Consider the following 15,619-nt stretch of genomic DNA (forward strand, 5'->3'; position numbering starts at 1 on the left):
GGGAGCTTGCTCCCGCTCGGCTGCGCAGCAGCCGCAATACCTGACGACGCGTTTTAACTGAAAAAACGCGTCGCCAATACCGCCCGGCGGGAGCAAGCTCCCTCGCCACGAAAAGCGGGAACTTCGCCCCAAATCTCCTATCTCAAAGACACTTCGCCACCCCGGCGGGCTTTGTGTTGGCCGCTGTCGAAATAGCGGCACGCCCTTTGAGACTTGTGCCGATGGTCAATAAAAACCTACAAGACACATCCCTTCCGCAGTGGCCCGAGGCCGCGCAAACGCTGATGGCGCTGATGCATGCGCAGGGCGAAGTGGCGCGCCTGAGCGAACGCGAACAGCTGTTCAGCTCGCTGCTGGTCAGCGTCAACGCCGTGCTTTGGGCATTCAACTGGGAAACCCGTCAGGTGCTCTACGTCAGCCCGGCCTATGACCGGATCTTCGGCCGCCCCGCCGGCCTGTTGCTGTCCGACTACAACCACTGGCGCGACAGTGTTTATCCCGACGATCTGGACTACGCCGAGCGCAGCCTGGCGCAAGTGCTGGTCAACGGCGCCGTTGAAGACCGCGAGTACCGCATCATCGCCGCCGACGGCCAAGTGCGCTGGCTCAGCGACAAGTGCTTCATCAACCGCCAGGCCGAACCGGGTCAGCCAGTGATCATCGTCGGCATTGCCGAAGACATCACCGAAAAGAAGCAGATGGAAACCGAGCTCCACCGCCTGGCCACCACCGACGTGCTGACCCAAAGCAGCAACCGCCGACACTTCTTCGAATGTGCCAATCACGAATTCGAGCAGGCACGCCAGCAAGGCAAGCCGCTGGCCTTCCTGCTGCTGGACATCGATGACTTTAAAGTGATCAACGACACCTACGGCCATCCGGAAGGCGACAAGGTGCTGCAACGCATCGCTGAGAGCGGTCGCGCGGCCCTGCGGCGTGGTGATCTGTTCGGGCGGATCGGCGGTGAGGAATTCGCCGCGGTGTTCCCCGGATGTGCACCGGACATGGCCATGCAAGTGGCCGAGCGCCTGCAACGGGAGATTCAACGGTTGAGTTTCAGCCATGACGACCAGACGTTCGGCATCACTGTCAGCCAGGGCCTGACCAGCCTCACGCCCGAGGATGAAAACCTCGACAGCCTGTTCGCCCGCGCCGATGCCGCGATGTACCAGGCCAAGCGCCAGGGCAAGAACCGGATAATCTCTGGCTGAGCCCATGTAGATCGTTCCCACGCTCTGCGTGGGAACGATCTACAAAGCCTATTTTTTGCGCAAGCGCATCAGCTCCGGCAATCCGATCTTGAGCAACCGCGCCGTGCGGCTCTTGGCCAATGCCTCGATCCCCTCATGCTCGGTCAGGCGCGCCAGTTGCGCGGCCATGTTCATCACCAGCGCTTCGCGGGAGTAAACCCCGCCACCGAGCTGATAAACCGCCGCAATCAGCTCACGCAGCTCCAGCGGCAGGCGCCAGCGGGTACGCAGCGCCGAACCGTAGGCCGCGCCGAATTCGGCCAGGGCATCGCCGACTTCCTCCCATTCATCCAGCTCACCACCGGCCTGCTTCCACTCCTGCAAACAGCGCAGCAACGCCAGGTCGCCGAGGCGGTGCAGCATGCCCGCGCAATAACAGCGCTCCTGATCCAGATCCAGCAAGCGCGCCAGCGTTCGCGCGTATTCCGCGGTGTGCAGGGACAATTCCCAATAGCGCTCGGCATAGTCCGCCAGTTGCGGATCACTGAGCCGGGCACTGCGTTTGAGGGCGAGGCCCAGAATCAGGTTCATGCTTTGCCCGGTCCCCAAGCGATGCAACGCCTGGGACAGGGTTTGCACGGCGGCGCCATGATGCTGGGCCGCGCTGTTGGCGGCGGCGATCAGCACGGCGGTGACTTGCGGATCCGTGCGGATCTCGTCTTCAAGCCGCACCAGATTGAGGCCATCGGGATTGAGGCTACGTTTGATCGCCACCTGCACATCGGTCATCAGCGGCGCGCCGTCGGCCAGTTCGCGCCGCCGCTCCAGATACACCGACAAGGTCATGCCCGGCGCCAGAGACGGCACTTCGCAGGACACCTCTTCACCCGCGTTCAACAGCAAATCCTGCAAACGCTGGGTCAGGTTTTCCATGTCCAGGGGTTTGGTCAGGTACGCCGTGGGCGCCAGGGGCAAGGCTTCACGCACGCTGGCGCTGTCGTTGCGGCTGCTCATCAGAATGAAAGGCAACGGCGGATTACGTTTGCGCTGACGAACACTGCGCAACACATTCAGGCCATCGACGCCGGGCAACTCCCAGTCGACGATCACCAGGTCATAAGGGTTCTCTGCCAACAGCTGCAGCGTTTCCTGGCCATCGGCACACAGGTCCAGCCGTGCGTCGCAGCGCACATTCAACAACACCTGCTTGAGCAGGTCGCGGGACCAGGGGTCCGCCTCGGCAATCAGCACTCGCGGTACAGCGGGTAACACCACAGCAGTCATCTGCACACTCCAACGGCAATGCTTGCACCTTAGTCAATGCTGGCCATTCGATACAGCCCAATTGCCCCTGATGTGTTTCAAGGGGCATAAAAAAACCCGCCGAAGCGGGTTTTTTGTCGATCAGTTCACAAACGGATCAGAGCTCGGCGAAGCACTCTTCGATGATCGCCAGGCCTTTGTCCAGTTGCTCGTCCGGCGCGGTCAGCGGTACCAGCACGCGCAGAACGTTGCCGTAGGTGCCGCACGACAGCAGGATCAGGCCCTTGTCGCGAGCCTTGGCCACAACGGCGGCTACAGCAGCCGGGTTCGGCTTGTGGCTGTCGCCGTTTTCGAACAGCTCGACAGCGATCATCGCACCCAGGGCACGCACGTCGCCGATCACCGGGTATTTGGCCTGAATGGCTTTCAGACCAGTCACCAGACGCTCGCCAACCGCTTTGCAACGGTCCAGCAGGTGCTCTTCTTCGAACACTTCCATCACGGCCAGGGCCGCGGCGCAAGCGATCGGGCTACCGGCGTAAGTGCCGCCCAGGCCACCTGGAGCGATGGCGTCCATGTATTCGGCCTTGCCGCACACACCGGCCAGCGGGAAGCCGCCAGCGATGGATTTGGCGAAGGTGGTCAGGTCGGCGGCGACGCCCATCTGTTCCATGGCGAAGAAGGTGCCGGTACGGCCAGCGCCCGTTTGCACTTCGTCAGCGATCAACAGAATGCCGTGCTGGTCGCACAGGGCGCGCAGACGCTTCATGAACTCTTTAGGCGCGACGTAGAAACCGCCTTCGCCCTGCACCGGCTCGATGATGATCGCGGCGATATCACGCGGCTCGGCATCGTTCTTGAAGATGCGCTCGATGCTGGCGATCGAATCGTCGATGCTCACACCGTGCAGTTCGTTCGGGTACAGCGCGCGGAAGATGCCGCCTGGCATCAGGCCCATGCCGGCCGAGTAAGGCACGACTTTACCGGTCAGGCCCAGGGTCATCATGGTGCGACCGTGGTAAGCGCCGGTGAACGCGATCACACCGGCACGGCCAGTGGCGGCGCGGGCGATCTTGATGGAGTTTTCCACAGCTTCGGAGCCGGTGGTCACCAGCAGGGTTTTCTTGGCGAAATCACCCGGCACCTTGGCGTTGATTTTTTCGCACACTTCCACGTACGGCTCGTAGGCCAGCACCTGGAAGCAGGTGTGGGTCAGCTTATTCAGCTGCGCAGTCACGGCGGCGATGACTTTCGGGTGCAAGTGACCGGTGTTCAGCACGGCGATACCGCCGGCGAAGTCGATGAACTCACGACCTTCAACGTCGGTCACGGTGGCGTTCTTCGCGTGGTCGGCGAAGATCGGGTGAATCTGGCCAACACCACGGGGTACGGCAGCGGTACGGCGGGCCATCAACTCAGCGTTAGTCTTGCTCATACATTCCTCATTCGCCGCTCATCGGTCGGCGTGGTTCAAGGATTAAGCGGCGGGGAAGCAACTACGGCAGCATGCGATGATCGACTGCCACAGCGTTCCCGGCCACAGAGAAAATTCCGTTTGAAGCGCGCAAAGGGACAGCGCTCTCGTGCCCTTTGCGTTTGAAGCAATGCCTTGCCGGGCCTATCCCTTCGGGCTTAGATGCCCAGGCAGAGGTATTTGATTTCCAGGTAATCTTCGATGCCGTACTTGGAGCCTTCACGGCCCAGGCCCGACGCCTTGATGCCGCCGAACGGCGCGACTTCGTTGGAGATCAACCCGGTGTTGACGCCGACCATGCCGTATTCCAGGGCTTCAGCCACACGGAACACACGGCCCAGGTCACGCGCATAGAAGTACGAGGCCAGACCGAACTCGGTGTCGTTGGACATCGCGATCACGTCGGCTTCGTCTTTGAAGCGGAACAGTGGCGCCAATGGACCGAAGGTTTCTTCCTTGGCCACGGCAGCGTTGTTCGGCACGTTGGTCAGGATGGTCGGCTCGAAGAAGTTGCCTTGCATGCTTTTGCCACCCGCCAGCACGGTGGCGCCTTTGCCGACGGCGTCAGCAATGTGCTCTTGCACCTTGGCCACGGCTTTTTCGTCGATCAGCGGGCCAGTAGTGGTGCCGTCTTCCAGACCGTTGCCGATCTTGAGTTTGGCCACAGCCACTTTCAGTTTTTCGGCGAACGCGTCGTAGACCGAATCCTGAATGTACAGGCGGTTGGCGCAGACGCAGGTCTGGCCGTTGTTGCGGTACTTGGAAATGATCGCGCCTTCGACGGCCTTATCCAGGTCCGCGTCGTCGAACACGATGAACGGCGCGTTGCCGCCCAGTTCCAGCGAGACTTTCTTGATGTCCTTGGCGCACTCGGTCATCAGCTGACGACCGATTTCGGTCGAACCGGTGAACGACAGTTTGCGCACGATCGGGTTGCCGGTCAGCTCGCTGCCAATGTCGCCGGCGCTCCCGGTCACCACACTGAACACGCCGTTCGGAATACCGGCACGCTGGGCCAGTTCAGCCAGGGCGAATGCAGAGAACGGAGTTTGCGATGCAGGCTTGAGCACCATGGTGCAACCGGCGGCCAGGGCCGGGCCTGCTTTACGGGTGATCATTGCAGCCGGGAAGTTCCACGGAGTAATCGCAGCGGTCACGCCGATCGGCTGCTTGATCACGATCAGGCGCTTGTCTGGCTGGTGGCCCGGAATCACGTCACCGTAGATGCGCTTGGCTTCTTCGGCGAACCACTCGATAAAGGAAGCGGCGTAAACGATCTCGCCCTTGGCTTCAGCCAATGGCTTGCCCTGCTCCAGGGTCATCAGGCGAGCCAGGTCGTCCTGATTTTCGATGATCAGCTCGAACCAGCGACGCAGCTTGTTTGCGCGCTCCTTGGCGGTCAGTGCACGCCAGGCCGGCAGCGCTTTGTCAGCGGCTTCGATTGCACGGCGGGTTTCGGCAGCGCCCATTTTCGGCACAGTACCCAGAATTTCGCCCGTTGCCGGGTTATTGACCTTGATCGTCTGACCGTTGTCCGCATCGACCCAAGCGCCATCGATAAAGGCTTGCTGGCGGAACAACTGGGTGTCTTTAAGCTGCATGTCGGCTTTCCTTAACAGCACCGCGGCCAGCGCGGAGCGAATTATGATTGTAGAAAGGCGCCTTATAGGCTGCCGTCAGGGAAATCATTCACCGGGCTGAAGCACATAAATAGCGCACTGATCGAACTCGTGCGGTTCAGCACCCAGACAAGAGCGTTTGAAATCTCAAACGAATCCTAGGATCAAAGGGGGTAAAGGACAATAGGCTGTTCGAAAAAAAGAACGTAAACGCCGCATTTGCCTATTTTTTCGGATCAGCGTAGCAACCGTAGGTTACGCTTTGGAAAAACGCAGACGATTCAGCAGCATGGACGCCCGCAGCGCATATGAGTATCATGGCGCCCGCATTGCACCAGTAGCTCAGCTGGATAGAGTACTGCCCTCCGAAGGCAGGGGTCGTGGGTTCGAATCCCGCCTGGTGCACCATATGTAGAAACGAGAAAGCCTCAGGTCTTAGGGTCTGGGGCTTTTTTGTGGGCACAAAAAAACCGCCAAAGCGGTTTTTTCATTCTGTCGTCCAATCAAACTCGTCGTACTCATCATCGTCGTCTTCGTCCTCGATCAACTCATCATCAAGAACGTCTTCCTCAAGATCCTCTTCTGCCTGCTTCGCCAGAAGAAACTCCTTACGACTCTCAGTCACTGCTCGCCTCAGTTCCTCACCCTTCACCGGGCAGTTGAGCATTTGGGCGATGCGGTCGATTTTTTGGGCCACGGCATCCTCCAACGCATCGGCTATGGGCTGATAGTGCGCGCTTTCGGGTGTCGATGCCAAATCGGCGACCGCTGTTCAGCTCATTCTTTCTGCATTTCCTTGAGTTTGGCCGCCAGGTTTTCCTTGGGAAAGCGCTTGTGCAATGTCGTCATCAGCGCCTCGGCGGCTTGGGTTTGTCCGGCCTCTTGCAGGCGTATCACTTCACGTAATTGATCATCCAGTGACTTGACCGGCGCGGCGGCGCGTTTGCTGAGTTTGGCTTCGTCGGCCATTTCGCTGTTGATCGACTCGCGCTGCATCGGTGCAGCAAAATCCGCCATCGGCGCAGCCGGTGCGGGCGCGGACAAAGCCTCGGCCGGTGCGGCCTGGGAGCGGGCAGCGGCTTCCTGTTTGGCGGCCGGTGCRGACGCTTTCGGCGCAGGCGCGAAGTCGTAATTCGGCAATTGCTCGGGCGTGCGTTGCACCAGCGCCAGCATCAGCGCGACGCCGACGAGGCTGGCGAATGCCACTTGCCAGCGGGGCTGTTGGCAGGCGTGGAGCCAGCGTTGCCACAGGTTCGGCTTCGGCGCGGGGGCTTCGCGGTGCGCGGTGGCGAGGATGAAGGCGTCGAGGTGCGCCGGTGGTTCGCCGCTGCTGTGATCGCGAAAATGCTTGAGCATTTCATCGTCGGGCGATGACGGTGTTTGTTTGGCGTCAGTCATGTCAGTACCTCCTCGGCCAGCAGCCGACGCAGTTTTTGCTGGGCGTAGCGCAAGCGGCTTTTAACGGTTTCCAGCGGTGTTTCGGTGAGGGTGGCGATCTGCGGCAGGTCGAGGTCGCCGTGGGCGCGCAGCAAGAACACTTCGCGCTGGTCGGCGGGCAGGGTTTGCAGGGCGGTTTCGAGGCGTTGACCGTCGCGGCTCAGACTCAGCAGTTGTTCAGGGTCGGCTGCGTCGTCGATCAGGGCGTGGGCCTGTTCGTCATAGCTGTCGTGCAAGGGGTTGTGGACACCATGTTTGCGCCAGTGATCGATCAGTCGGTTGCGGGCAATCTGGTAGAGCCAGGTACGAAAGTTCGCCCGGCCTTGTGGCTGACTGGTGCTGCGGATCAGGCTCAGCCAGGTTTCCTGGTACACCTCTTCGGCCAGTTCGGGTTTGCCGCTGAGGCCGAGAAGGAATCGATACAGGCCCTGGCGGTGGCGGGAGTACAAAACTTCGAACGCCGGCCCGTCGCCAGAGCGGTAGCGCGCCAGCAGCGATTCATCGCTGCTGGCGGTTGAGCTGATTGCAGGATCGGACATCTCAGCTTTCACTCTATCCGGTTGTCGTTGGGCGGCTGATTAGAGGCGGTGGAGGCTCGCAGGCTCTGCGCCAATTCCACCAATTGCACGAACTCTCCGCGCAGGCCGAACTGATCATCACCCCGTGCGCCACGGGCCAGGGTTTCGGTGTCTTTCAAGCTGAAATTACCGGTGTAGCGCCCGTCCTTGAGCTGCTGGGAAAACGCAGCGACGGCGGCGGCAAAGCGCAGGTCATCGCTGGCGGCCGAGAATTTGCCGGTCTCACCCTTCATGATTGGCCGCTCGATCAAGCGACTGTTCCCACCTTCCGGCAACTGATAACGCACCCGCAGCATCGCCAATTCTCCGGTTTTTGCGGAAACTTCTGCCCCGGAATTGCCGTAGCGCAACGGTTCCAGCCAGCCCTTCTCGCCCTTGGGCACAATTTCGTACAGCGCCGTCACCGTGTGCCCTGCGCCGATTTCTCCGGCGTCGACTTTGTCGTTGCTGAAATCCTCACGCTTCAGGGCACGGTTCTCATAGCCCAACAGCCGATATTCGCTGACCTGAGCCGGGTTGAACTCCACCTGCAGCTTCACGTTTTTCGCCACCACCGCGAGGGTCGAGCCGAGTTGATCCACCAGCACTTTGCGCGCCTCGCGCAGGTTGTCGATGTAGGCGTAGTTACCGTCGCCGGCGTCGGCCAGTTGTTCCATCAGGTGTTCATTGTAGTTATCCACACCAAAACCCAGGGTGGTCAGGGACACGCCAGTCTTGCGTTTATCCACAGCCATTTGCTTGAGGCTGTCGAAGTCGCTGATGCCGACGTTGAAGTCACCGTCGGTGGCTAGCAGGATGCGGTTGATGCCTTTGGGGATAAACGCCTGTTGCGCCATTTGGTAAGCCAGTTCGATACCCGACGCGCCGGCCGTCGAACCGCCCGCCGTCAATTGCTCGATGGCGGTACGAATTTTCGCTTTTTCCCGTCCGGAAGTCGGCTCCAGCACCACACGGGATTCTCCGGCGTAGACCACCAGCGAAACCCGGTCCTGCTCGCGCAATTGATCGACCAGCAATTTCAGGGTGCTTTTGACCAGAGGCAGGCCTTCGCGACGGTCCATGGAACCGGACACGTCCACCAGAAATACCAGGTTCGCTGGGGCCAGCGTTGCCACCGCGCGATCGGAGGCCTTGATGCCGATACGCAGCAATCGGGTATGCAGGTTCCAGGGTGACGGCGCCAGTTCGGTGGTCACGCCAAATGGCGAGCCGTCGGTGGGCAAGGCGTAATCGTAGGGGAAGTAATTGACCATCTCTTCCAGCCGCACCGCCCCTTCCGGCGGTAAACGCCCCTGATTGAGCAAGCGCCGGACATTGGCGTACGCGCCGGTATCGACATCGGCGCTGAAGGTCGAGACCGGCGCTTCGGCCACGCTGTGAATCGGGTTATCCGCCAGCGCCTGATATTGCTCGCGCTGTTCATCCCGGTAGCCCTGTGGATAAGTTTCACCCGCGGGCACTGGCGCGAAAGCGACCAACGGGCCAGGTCGTGCGCTGCGCTTGGCCATCGCGGTGTCCGCCATGGCCGCTTCGCGCACCAATGCTTCGGTTTTCGGCGCATTTTGAGCCGGAGGCGCAACCGCTGCCGGGTTGCCCGTCTCAGAGGGTGGTGTGGATGAACCGCCGCAACCGGCAACGGCCAGCAGCAACCCGGCGGCGAAACCCTGGGCGGCCGGGCGGAGGACATGCAGAGGAAGGGACATGGGGGCTGACCTCAGGAGGAAATTGACTCATTCATCCTCTGAGACGGACAGCCCGCCGGGTTCGGGTTAAGCCTAAGTGAAAAATCTTCAGCGGTGATAACGCCGCACCACGCTGCTGTTTTTCAGCACATGGCCTTTGATCTGTTCCAGCAACTGCGCGCGGGTCAGGCCGGCAGGCAAGGCTTCTGGCGCCAGGTCCAGGGCGTAGATCTGGATGATGTAGTGATGGGTGCTGTCACCGATGGGCGGGCACGGGCCGATGTAGGTGGTGGTGCCTTTGATGTTGGTGCCACCCACGCCTTCGAGGGTGGATTTAGTGCCGACACCGGCCGGGATCTGCCGCGTCGTGGCCTTGATGCCGTAACGAATCCAGTGATCGACGCCCAGGCCTTTCTGGCCGTCCGGGTCGTGCATGACGATGGCGTAGCTGAGGGTGCCCTGGGGGCCGGCGCTCCAGCTCAGGGCCGGAGACTGATTCTTGCCACCGCAACCGCTGGCATCGCTGGCCTCCGCCGACGTGAACAGCCGATTGTCTGAAACGCCGGGGATGCTGAGGGTGAAACGCTCCTGGGCCTGCGCCGGTAACTGCACGCAAAGGGCGACTGCAACGGCCGCCAGCCAAGGGTTCAAAGAGGTCAATCGGGTCATACCGGAGCACCTTGTGCGGGGTGGGGCCGTCGTCGGCACGCAAACTATAGCCGGACCGTTCGTGCGGTGGCAGTGGGAATTGGCTGAACCTCGGAATAAGCGCCAAACTCCTAAGTGAAATACCTGCCTGGAGATCGATCATGGCACTGCACCGCGTCGCCCGTTTCGCCGATGTGCCCCTCGACCGTGGCCTTGAAGTCCGGATCGACAAGATGAAAATCGTCTTGCTGCGGGTCGGCGATCAATTGCGCGCCTATCAGGGCAGATGCCCCCACGCCGGGGCTCCCTTGGCCAAAGGTGCGCTGTGTGAGGGCCGGCTGATCTGCCCGTGGCACAAGGCGGCTTATCGGCTCGAAGACGGAGCGCTGTGCGAGCCACCGTCCCTGGACAGTCTGCGGCGCTATCCGCTGGAGTTGCGCGACGATGAGGTCTGGGTCGACGACCAGCCGATGCCCGGCCCCAGCACACCGCCGGAGGATGATAAGCGGACCTTTGCGATCATCGGCGCCGGTGCAGCGGGGACGGCCTGCGCGGCGGCGCTGCGGGAGAAAGGCTTCGGCGGTCGGGTGCTACTGATCGACCGTGAGCCCGAAGCCGGATACGACCGTACGGCATTGAGCAAATTCGTGATTGCCGGGGAAATGCCACCGGACGAAGTTCCGCCGCTGCGCGATGAAGACTTTTATCGGGAACAGCGCATCGAACGGATAAACAGCGATGTGATGGGCCTGGATGCACCGAACCGGACCCTGCGCCTGGCCGATGGTCAATCGTTGAGCTATGACGCCGCGGTGATTGCCACCGGCGGCATACCAAAATCCCTGTCGCTGCCAGGCGCCGATCTGCCGCAGGTGTTCGTGTTGCGCTCGAAGGCGCAGGCGCAGCAGATTCTGACCACCGCAAAACCGGGTCAAAGGGCAGTGATTGTCGGCGGCAGCTTCATTGGTCTGGAATCCGCTTCATCCCTGCGTCAGTACGGCTTGGATGTCACCGTCCTGACCCGCCATGCCATCCCTTTCGAGGCGCAATTCGGCGAGGCCGTCGGCAAGGCGATTCGTGCCCTGCACGAGGCCAATGGTGTGGTGTTTCATACCGATGGCGAAGCGGCGAAGATCGAAGGCACAGGCAAAGTCGAAGCGGTGCTGCTGGACAATGGCCAGCGCTTGCCGGCGGATCTGGTGCTGGTCGGCATTGGCGTCACCCCGGCGACCACCCCGTTTACCGATCTGCCGAAGGAAAAAGATCAGTCATTGAAGGTCGACGGCGGCATGCGCGTGACCGACGGGCTCTGGGCCGTCGGCGATATCGCGACCTTCCCGCTCAATGGCCAGCCCCAACGGATCGAACACTGGCGCCTGGCCCAGCAACAGGCGCGGATTGCAGCGGCGAATATGCTCGGCGGCGACGAACGCTACCTCGACGTGCCGTATTTCTGGACCTGGCACTTCGGCAAAAACTACGACTACCTCGGACACGCCGAGGCCTGGGACGAGGTTGAATTCAAAGGCGACCCAGAGCATCCACCGTTTATTGGCCTGTTCGCCAAAAACGGCGTGGTAGCGGCAGCCGTTGCCTGCGATCAGGAACGGGCCATGGCGATGCTCGCCGAACGGATGAAACAACCGCTGTCGATGGACGAGGCGTGGCGCCTGGTTCGGGACCTGAGCTGACGGCGACTTAGTGGCGAGGGAGCTTGCTCCCGTTCGTCTGCGAAGCAGACGCAAAATCGGTGACCGCGCTCTATCAACGACAGCGCGGTTAATGGCATCGGGAGACCTTCGGCCTCCAGCGGGAGCAAGCTCCCTCGCCACAGATGAACATATACCTAGAGATGGCTTATCGGCTCGCGGTTGTCATCATCTTCGGCCGGCAGGCGGATCACGAGTGGATGTTCCAATGGCGCCAAAGGCGGCGGCAGTTGAGACGGGTCGACCGGGGTAAAGTGCGTAACGACGTGACTGACATCGCCTTCCTGATCGTTGTGAATGGTCATCGAGCCCGGTGCGCGCAGTTTCTCCAGCCGGTCGCCGGTGAGCTTGAAGCTTTTGCTCAGCCCCTGATCGTCCACCACCGGCGCCGGCAAACGGCGCTGGGCGAAGCTCTTGCTTTTGCGCTGTTGATAACGCGCCCAGCCAATCAGGATCACCGCGTTGAACAGCGCCACCCACAGGTAGATCTGCAATGTGCCGAGGGCGTCGAAAAACGACCCATCGATGCGCGGCCCGTCATGGGTATCGATCAACGGCCACAGACCCCGCGCCAGCAAATACAGCAGCCCGATCCAGGCCAGCACGGTGAAGAAAACATCGAGAACGACCAAAAAGGGCCGCTGCCGGGTTCTGATGATTTTCATTTGATGACCTCCTCTTCATCGTCATCCAGCGGCTTGATGCCCCGGTCCGGACTGACCCACCGCGCGCGCTTCTGATGTTGGCCAAACAGCACTTTGGGGAAGCTGACCAGGGTGGTGAGCAGGCTGATGAACCAGAACACCAGCGGGTACCAGACCACCCAGAACATGGTCCTGCCGAGCCCTTTTTCGTAACGGCGATCGATCATGATGCTGACCGCGAATTGCACCAGGCAAACCACCGCCAATAGCAGCCCGGTAAAGGCCGGCGGCATCAGGTGATGGACGGCAATGGCGGGCGGCATTTCGACGAAGTTGCCGACACCCCAGAAAATCACCGACAACAGGAAGGTGAAGGCCCAACCGGTGGACAGGCAGTATTCGAACAGCAGCGGCCACAGGTAACGATGGCGGTATTGCCAGATGCCCCGGATGTTCTTGAACAACACCTCGGCGCCGCCCTGGGCCCAGCGCAAGCGCTGCTTCCACAGGCCGCCGAGGGTTTCCGGCATGAGGATCCAGCACAACGCGCGGGGCTCGTAGAAAATGCTCCAGTGATCCAGTTGCAGCTTCCAACTGATGTCGATGTCTTCGGTGATCATGTCCGGGCTCCAGTAGCCGACCCGGTTCAGGGCCGTACGACGGAAGGCGACGATCACCCCAGAGACGGTAAAGATCCGCCCGAACACCCGCTGGGTACGCTTGATCAGGCCGATGATCGAGGAGAACTCGCCGACCTGTACCCGGCCGATCAGGGTCGAACGGGTGCGGATTCGCGGGTTGCCGGTCACGGCGCCCAGTCGCGCGTTGTCGAGCATCGGCGCCACCAGATAGGCCGCGGTGTTCGGCGCCAGCAGCGCGTCACCGTCGATGCACACCAGGTACTCGCTGCGCGCCGCGATGGCGCCCATGCGCAGGGCAACGGCCTTGCCCTGGTTCTCCGCCAGGTGCAGCACCCGCAAACGCGGATCCTGCGCCGCCAGTGCGTCGAGCACCGCGGCGGTGTTGTCCTTGGAGCCGTCGTTGATCGCGATCACTTCGATGTTCGGGTAATGCTGGGCCAGCGCCGCGTGGATGGTATCGGCGGCGTTGTCGCCTTCGTTGTAGCAAGGGATCAGGATCGAGATCAGCGGTTCGCCGGCCAATGGTGGCGGCAAGGTGTCGTCCTGCCACGGCCAGTGCCGCTCCCAGTGCAGCCAGAAATACAGGCCGCCGGCGATCCACAGCCCCGACATGAACAGTGGGTAGAAGAACACGAAGTCCATCAGGAATTGCCCGGTGACCAGAAAGATCAACCCGAGGGGAACCCCCAGGACGATCGCCAGAACCAATAGGGCCAGAAGTCTGTCCAGCATGTTATGGATTCCACTTGTTGGAGAGCGCCGGCCGCACGGCTTTCAGGTCCGGCTGGTTCTCGAGGAAGTTGTCTGGGTAGTAGCCGAAACTGGTGGCGCCCTGACGCTTGAGGCGGCCCATCCAGTCAGCCAGCTGCCCGCCGTCGATGTCGGCGTGTTTATTTTTCGTCCAGTCGCGGGCCTGCAATTCGAACACCGTGCGGTCGAGGGCGCCGGGGCGCGATTTGACCGTCGCCACCAGTGCTTCAAGCCAGGGGCCGGATTGCTGATGGCTCTGTTTTTCCATCAGTGGCATGGCCATCGGTGCCGTCCAGTCGTAGGCGCCCAGGAAGTCGTCGAGATTCTGCGCAAACCAGGCTTCGCTCTCGGGGTTGAGCATCGGCTCGGCGAAAATATTGCGCGCCGTTTTCACTTGCGGGCCGCGAATGGCGCGAACCTTGGCGGTCAGCTCATGGGTGAAATCGATCAGGTAGCGGCTCTTGAACCGCGTCCAGCGTTGCAGGGTGGCCGGATCCTCGCGCAGGGCGGCAATCGAACCGGGCAGACCGTTGGCGGCATAGATTTTCAGGGCTTCGGGGCCGGCGTCTTCGAAGTCCGACAGCACCGCGTCATCGTGATAGAGGATGCCGTCGACCGAGGTCAGGCGGGCCACGTCTTCGTAGATTTCACCGATGATGCGCCGCACGTTCGGATCGAACGGTGACAAGCGCTTGTACTGGTCCGGATCGATCGACGTAGTGCCGGTTTTCGGGTCCCAGCGAGTGACTCGCGGCAGCTTCGAATCCAGGGCAAAACTCAGCACCGGCATCCACGCGAAAACTTTGACGTGAGCCCGGGTGCGCAGCTGCCAGGCCACACGGTCAAAGATATCGGCACGCATCGGCAGGTGGCGGTTGGGGAAGTACAGCGAATGCACCAGGCCATCGCCCGCAGGGTCGGCGAAGGCTTGCAGGAACACCGTGTTGGCGCCCATGTCGGCCATGCGCTGGATCAGTTTGCCGAGGTTGATTTCCTGTTGGGCCGGGTCCGGGTCGTAGACGTTGTCCAGGTCCACATGCACCACGCGCATCGGCGATTCGGCCTGCACCGCGACGACGCTGTTGGCGAAGTGTTCGCCATCCGGGTCCGAGGCCACCAGAAAGCGCGGGCTGCTCATCAGGTTGTCGAGGGCATCGAGGCCGTCGTCCAGTGTCAGAGCCATCTTATAACCCTGGTCGTTGATCACTTGCAGCGAGGTGCCATCCGCCACGCCGTACGGCCAGACCCAGACTCGCGGTTTGTAACCAGTGACCTTGCGGATCTTCTCCGAGATGGCCGCTACGTCGGCGCGCATCCGGGCCTGGAATTGGGCTTCGGTTTCATAGCGACCGGTGGCGGCGTCATAGCGCCGGGTCGCGGCCGCCGGCTGCAGGTTGCCTTGCGGGTTGGCCAACACGCCTTTGTGGCTGGCGTCGGTGTGGGCGGCGATTTCCACCAGGCCGGACCGGGAAATCTCGCGGATCTGCTCCCAGGTCAGGAAATCCGAACGCTTGCGCGGTGTGCCGGCGAAGTCGACTGGCTGGTTCGGCGGCGTGTCGATCCACACCCCGACCGGCGCCAGCAAGGCGTGCCAGTTATAGGCACGCAGCACCGGCAACACGCGGGTGTAGAAACTCGAATAACCGTCGTCGAAACTCAGCAGGATCGCCCGTGGCGGCAATTCAGGGCCGCCATTGCGAGCGGCGATGATCTGGTCAACGGTGACCGGTTGGTAGTTGTTCTCCCGCAACCATGCCAGTTGCTCGATCATGCGCTCGGTGCGCACGGCCACCACCGCCTGATCGGGGTCGCGGTCTTCGACATCGTGGTAAGCGATCCCCAATACATGGTTTTTCGGCCACGGCTTTTCATTGGCCGACACTGTACGTTCGGACGGCGGTACGAAGGTCGGAGCTTGCTGGGCACAGGCGCTGATCAACAGCACTCCCAGCAGGAGGATGAAACGCGAAATAAAAGGCATCTT

The 15,619-nt window shown here is 61.5% G+C and carries 13 protein-coding genes and 1 tRNA gene; 3 read left to right on the plus strand and 11 right to left on the minus strand.

Going from position 1 to position 15,619, the window contains the following annotated elements; all coding sequences use genetic code 11:
• Window positions 1-221: 221 nt before the first annotated feature.
• On the plus strand, window positions 222-1,211 hold the full coding sequence (locus tag AC1DIS_RS24125) for a GGDEF domain-containing protein (RefSeq protein ID WP_018929367.1): 990 nt from the start codon (window positions 222-224) through the stop codon (window positions 1,209-1,211).
• Window positions 1,212-1,259: 48 nt separating this feature from the next.
• Here AC1DIS_RS24125 and AC1DIS_RS24130 read toward each other — a convergent pair whose 3' ends face one another.
• From AC1DIS_RS24130 to gabD, 3 genes are all read right to left on the minus strand, one after another.
• Window positions 1,260-2,474: an HDOD domain-containing protein gene (locus AC1DIS_RS24130; protein ID WP_477745549.1), complete on the minus strand. Its 1,215-nt coding sequence runs from the start codon at window positions 2,472-2,474 to the stop codon at window positions 1,260-1,262.
• Window positions 2,475-2,610: 136 nt separating this feature from the next.
• On the minus strand, window positions 2,611-3,888 hold the full coding sequence (gene gabT, locus AC1DIS_RS24135; protein WP_018929369.1) for a 4-aminobutyrate--2-oxoglutarate transaminase: 1,278 nt from the start codon (window positions 3,886-3,888) through the stop codon (window positions 2,611-2,613).
• Between the two features lie 197 nt (window positions 3,889-4,085).
• Window positions 4,086-5,528 carry an NADP-dependent succinate-semialdehyde dehydrogenase gene (gabD, locus tag AC1DIS_RS24140; protein ID WP_205887049.1) on the minus strand — a complete coding sequence of 481 codons (1,443 nt, stop codon included), beginning with the start codon at window positions 5,526-5,528 and terminating at the stop codon, window positions 4,086-4,088.
• A gap of 349 nt (window positions 5,529-5,877) precedes the next feature.
• Between gabD and AC1DIS_RS24145 the strand changes: the two genes are divergently transcribed.
• Window positions 5,878-5,954 (plus strand) — tRNA-Arg (locus AC1DIS_RS24145).
• 79 nt (window positions 5,955-6,033) lie between these two features.
• On the opposite strand, the gene AC1DIS_RS24150 is transcribed toward AC1DIS_RS24145, so the two are convergent.
• From AC1DIS_RS24150 to AC1DIS_RS24170, 5 genes are all read right to left on the minus strand, one after another.
• The gene (locus AC1DIS_RS24150; RefSeq protein ID WP_018929371.1) at window positions 6,034-6,303 is read right to left on the minus strand and encodes a hypothetical protein; all 270 of its coding nucleotides are present in this window, start codon (window positions 6,301-6,303) and stop codon (window positions 6,034-6,036) included.
• A 20-nt stretch (window positions 6,304-6,323) separates the two neighbouring features.
• Window positions 6,324-6,944, minus strand: a complete 621-nt coding sequence (locus AC1DIS_RS24155) for a hypothetical protein (protein ID WP_477744090.1) — start codon at window positions 6,942-6,944, stop codon at window positions 6,324-6,326.
• Complete coding sequence (locus AC1DIS_RS24160; RefSeq protein WP_477744089.1) at window positions 6,941-7,522, minus strand: RNA polymerase sigma factor; 582 nt, start codon at window positions 7,520-7,522, stop codon at window positions 6,941-6,943. Before AC1DIS_RS24160 ends, AC1DIS_RS24155 begins: the two co-directional genes overlap by 4 nt.
• An 8-nt stretch (window positions 7,523-7,530) precedes the next feature.
• A complete protein-coding gene (locus AC1DIS_RS24165; protein ID WP_477744088.1) occupies window positions 7,531-9,264 on the minus strand; it encodes a vWA domain-containing protein in 1,734 nt (577 codons plus the stop codon).
• Window positions 9,265-9,351: 87 nt separating this feature from the next.
• Entirely contained in the window at window positions 9,352-9,912 is a 561-nt protein-coding gene (locus tag AC1DIS_RS24170; protein WP_018929375.1) for a YbhB/YbcL family Raf kinase inhibitor-like protein, read from the minus strand.
• Window positions 9,913-10,052: 140 nt separating this feature from the next.
• Between AC1DIS_RS24170 and AC1DIS_RS24175 the strand changes: the two genes are divergently transcribed.
• Window positions 10,053-11,582, plus strand: coding sequence for an FAD-dependent oxidoreductase (locus AC1DIS_RS24175; RefSeq protein ID WP_086944188.1), 1,530 nt, complete (start codon window positions 10,053-10,055; stop codon window positions 11,580-11,582).
• 155 nt (window positions 11,583-11,737) lie between these two features.
• Here AC1DIS_RS24175 and pgaD read toward each other — a convergent pair whose 3' ends face one another.
• From pgaD to pgaB, 3 genes are read right to left on the minus strand one after another with little or no spacing between them, the layout of a single operon-like run.
• Window positions 11,738-12,265, minus strand: a complete 528-nt coding sequence (gene pgaD / locus AC1DIS_RS24180) for a poly-beta-1,6-N-acetyl-D-glucosamine biosynthesis protein PgaD (RefSeq protein WP_018929377.1) — start codon at window positions 12,263-12,265, stop codon at window positions 11,738-11,740.
• The gene (gene pgaC / locus AC1DIS_RS24185) at window positions 12,262-13,617 is read right to left on the minus strand and encodes a poly-beta-1,6-N-acetyl-D-glucosamine synthase (RefSeq protein ID WP_018929378.1); all 1,356 of its coding nucleotides are present in this window, start codon (window positions 13,615-13,617) and stop codon (window positions 12,262-12,264) included. Before pgaC ends, pgaD begins: the two co-directional genes overlap by 4 nt.
• 1 nt (window position 13,618) lies before the next feature.
• A complete protein-coding gene (gene pgaB / locus AC1DIS_RS24190) occupies window positions 13,619-15,616 on the minus strand; it encodes a poly-beta-1,6-N-acetyl-D-glucosamine N-deacetylase PgaB (protein ID WP_064615770.1) in 1,998 nt (665 codons plus the stop codon).
• Window positions 15,617-15,619: the final 3 nt, after the last annotated feature.

The organism is Pseudomonas sp. 05N433, from assembly GCF_056396925.1.

Excerpts from the sequence above, each read along its gene's own strand:
- AC1DIS_RS24125 (WP_018929367.1), top strand. The coding sequence starts at position 222 with ATGGTCAATAAAAACCTACAAGACACATCCCTTCCGCAGTGGCCCGAG.
- AC1DIS_RS24130 (WP_477745549.1), bottom strand. The coding sequence starts at position 2,474 with ATGACTGCTGTGGTGTTACCCGCTGTACCGCGAGTGCTGATTGCCGAG.
- gabT (WP_018929369.1), bottom strand. The coding sequence starts at position 3,888 with ATGAGCAAGACTAACGCTGAGTTGATGGCCCGCCGTACCGCTGCCGTA.
- gabD (WP_205887049.1), bottom strand. The coding sequence starts at position 5,528 with ATGCAGCTTAAAGACACCCAGTTGTTCCGCCAGCAAGCCTTTATCGAT.
- AC1DIS_RS24160 (WP_477744089.1), bottom strand. The coding sequence starts at position 7,522 with ATGTCCGATCCTGCAATCAGCTCAACCGCCAGCAGCGATGAATCGCTG.
- AC1DIS_RS24165 (WP_477744088.1), bottom strand. The coding sequence starts at position 9,264 with ATGTCCCTTCCTCTGCATGTCCTCCGCCCGGCCGCCCAGGGTTTCGCC.
- AC1DIS_RS24170 (WP_018929375.1), bottom strand. The coding sequence starts at position 9,912 with ATGACCCGATTGACCTCTTTGAACCCTTGGCTGGCGGCCGTTGCAGTC.
- AC1DIS_RS24175 (WP_086944188.1), top strand. The coding sequence starts at position 10,053 with ATGGCACTGCACCGCGTCGCCCGTTTCGCCGATGTGCCCCTCGACCGT.
- pgaD (WP_018929377.1), bottom strand. The coding sequence starts at position 12,265 with ATGAAAATCATCAGAACCCGGCAGCGGCCCTTTTTGGTCGTTCTCGAT.
- pgaC (WP_018929378.1), bottom strand. The coding sequence starts at position 13,617 with ATGCTGGACAGACTTCTGGCCCTATTGGTTCTGGCGATCGTCCTGGGG.
- pgaB (WP_064615770.1), bottom strand. The coding sequence starts at position 15,616 with ATGCCTTTTATTTCGCGTTTCATCCTCCTGCTGGGAGTGCTGTTGATC.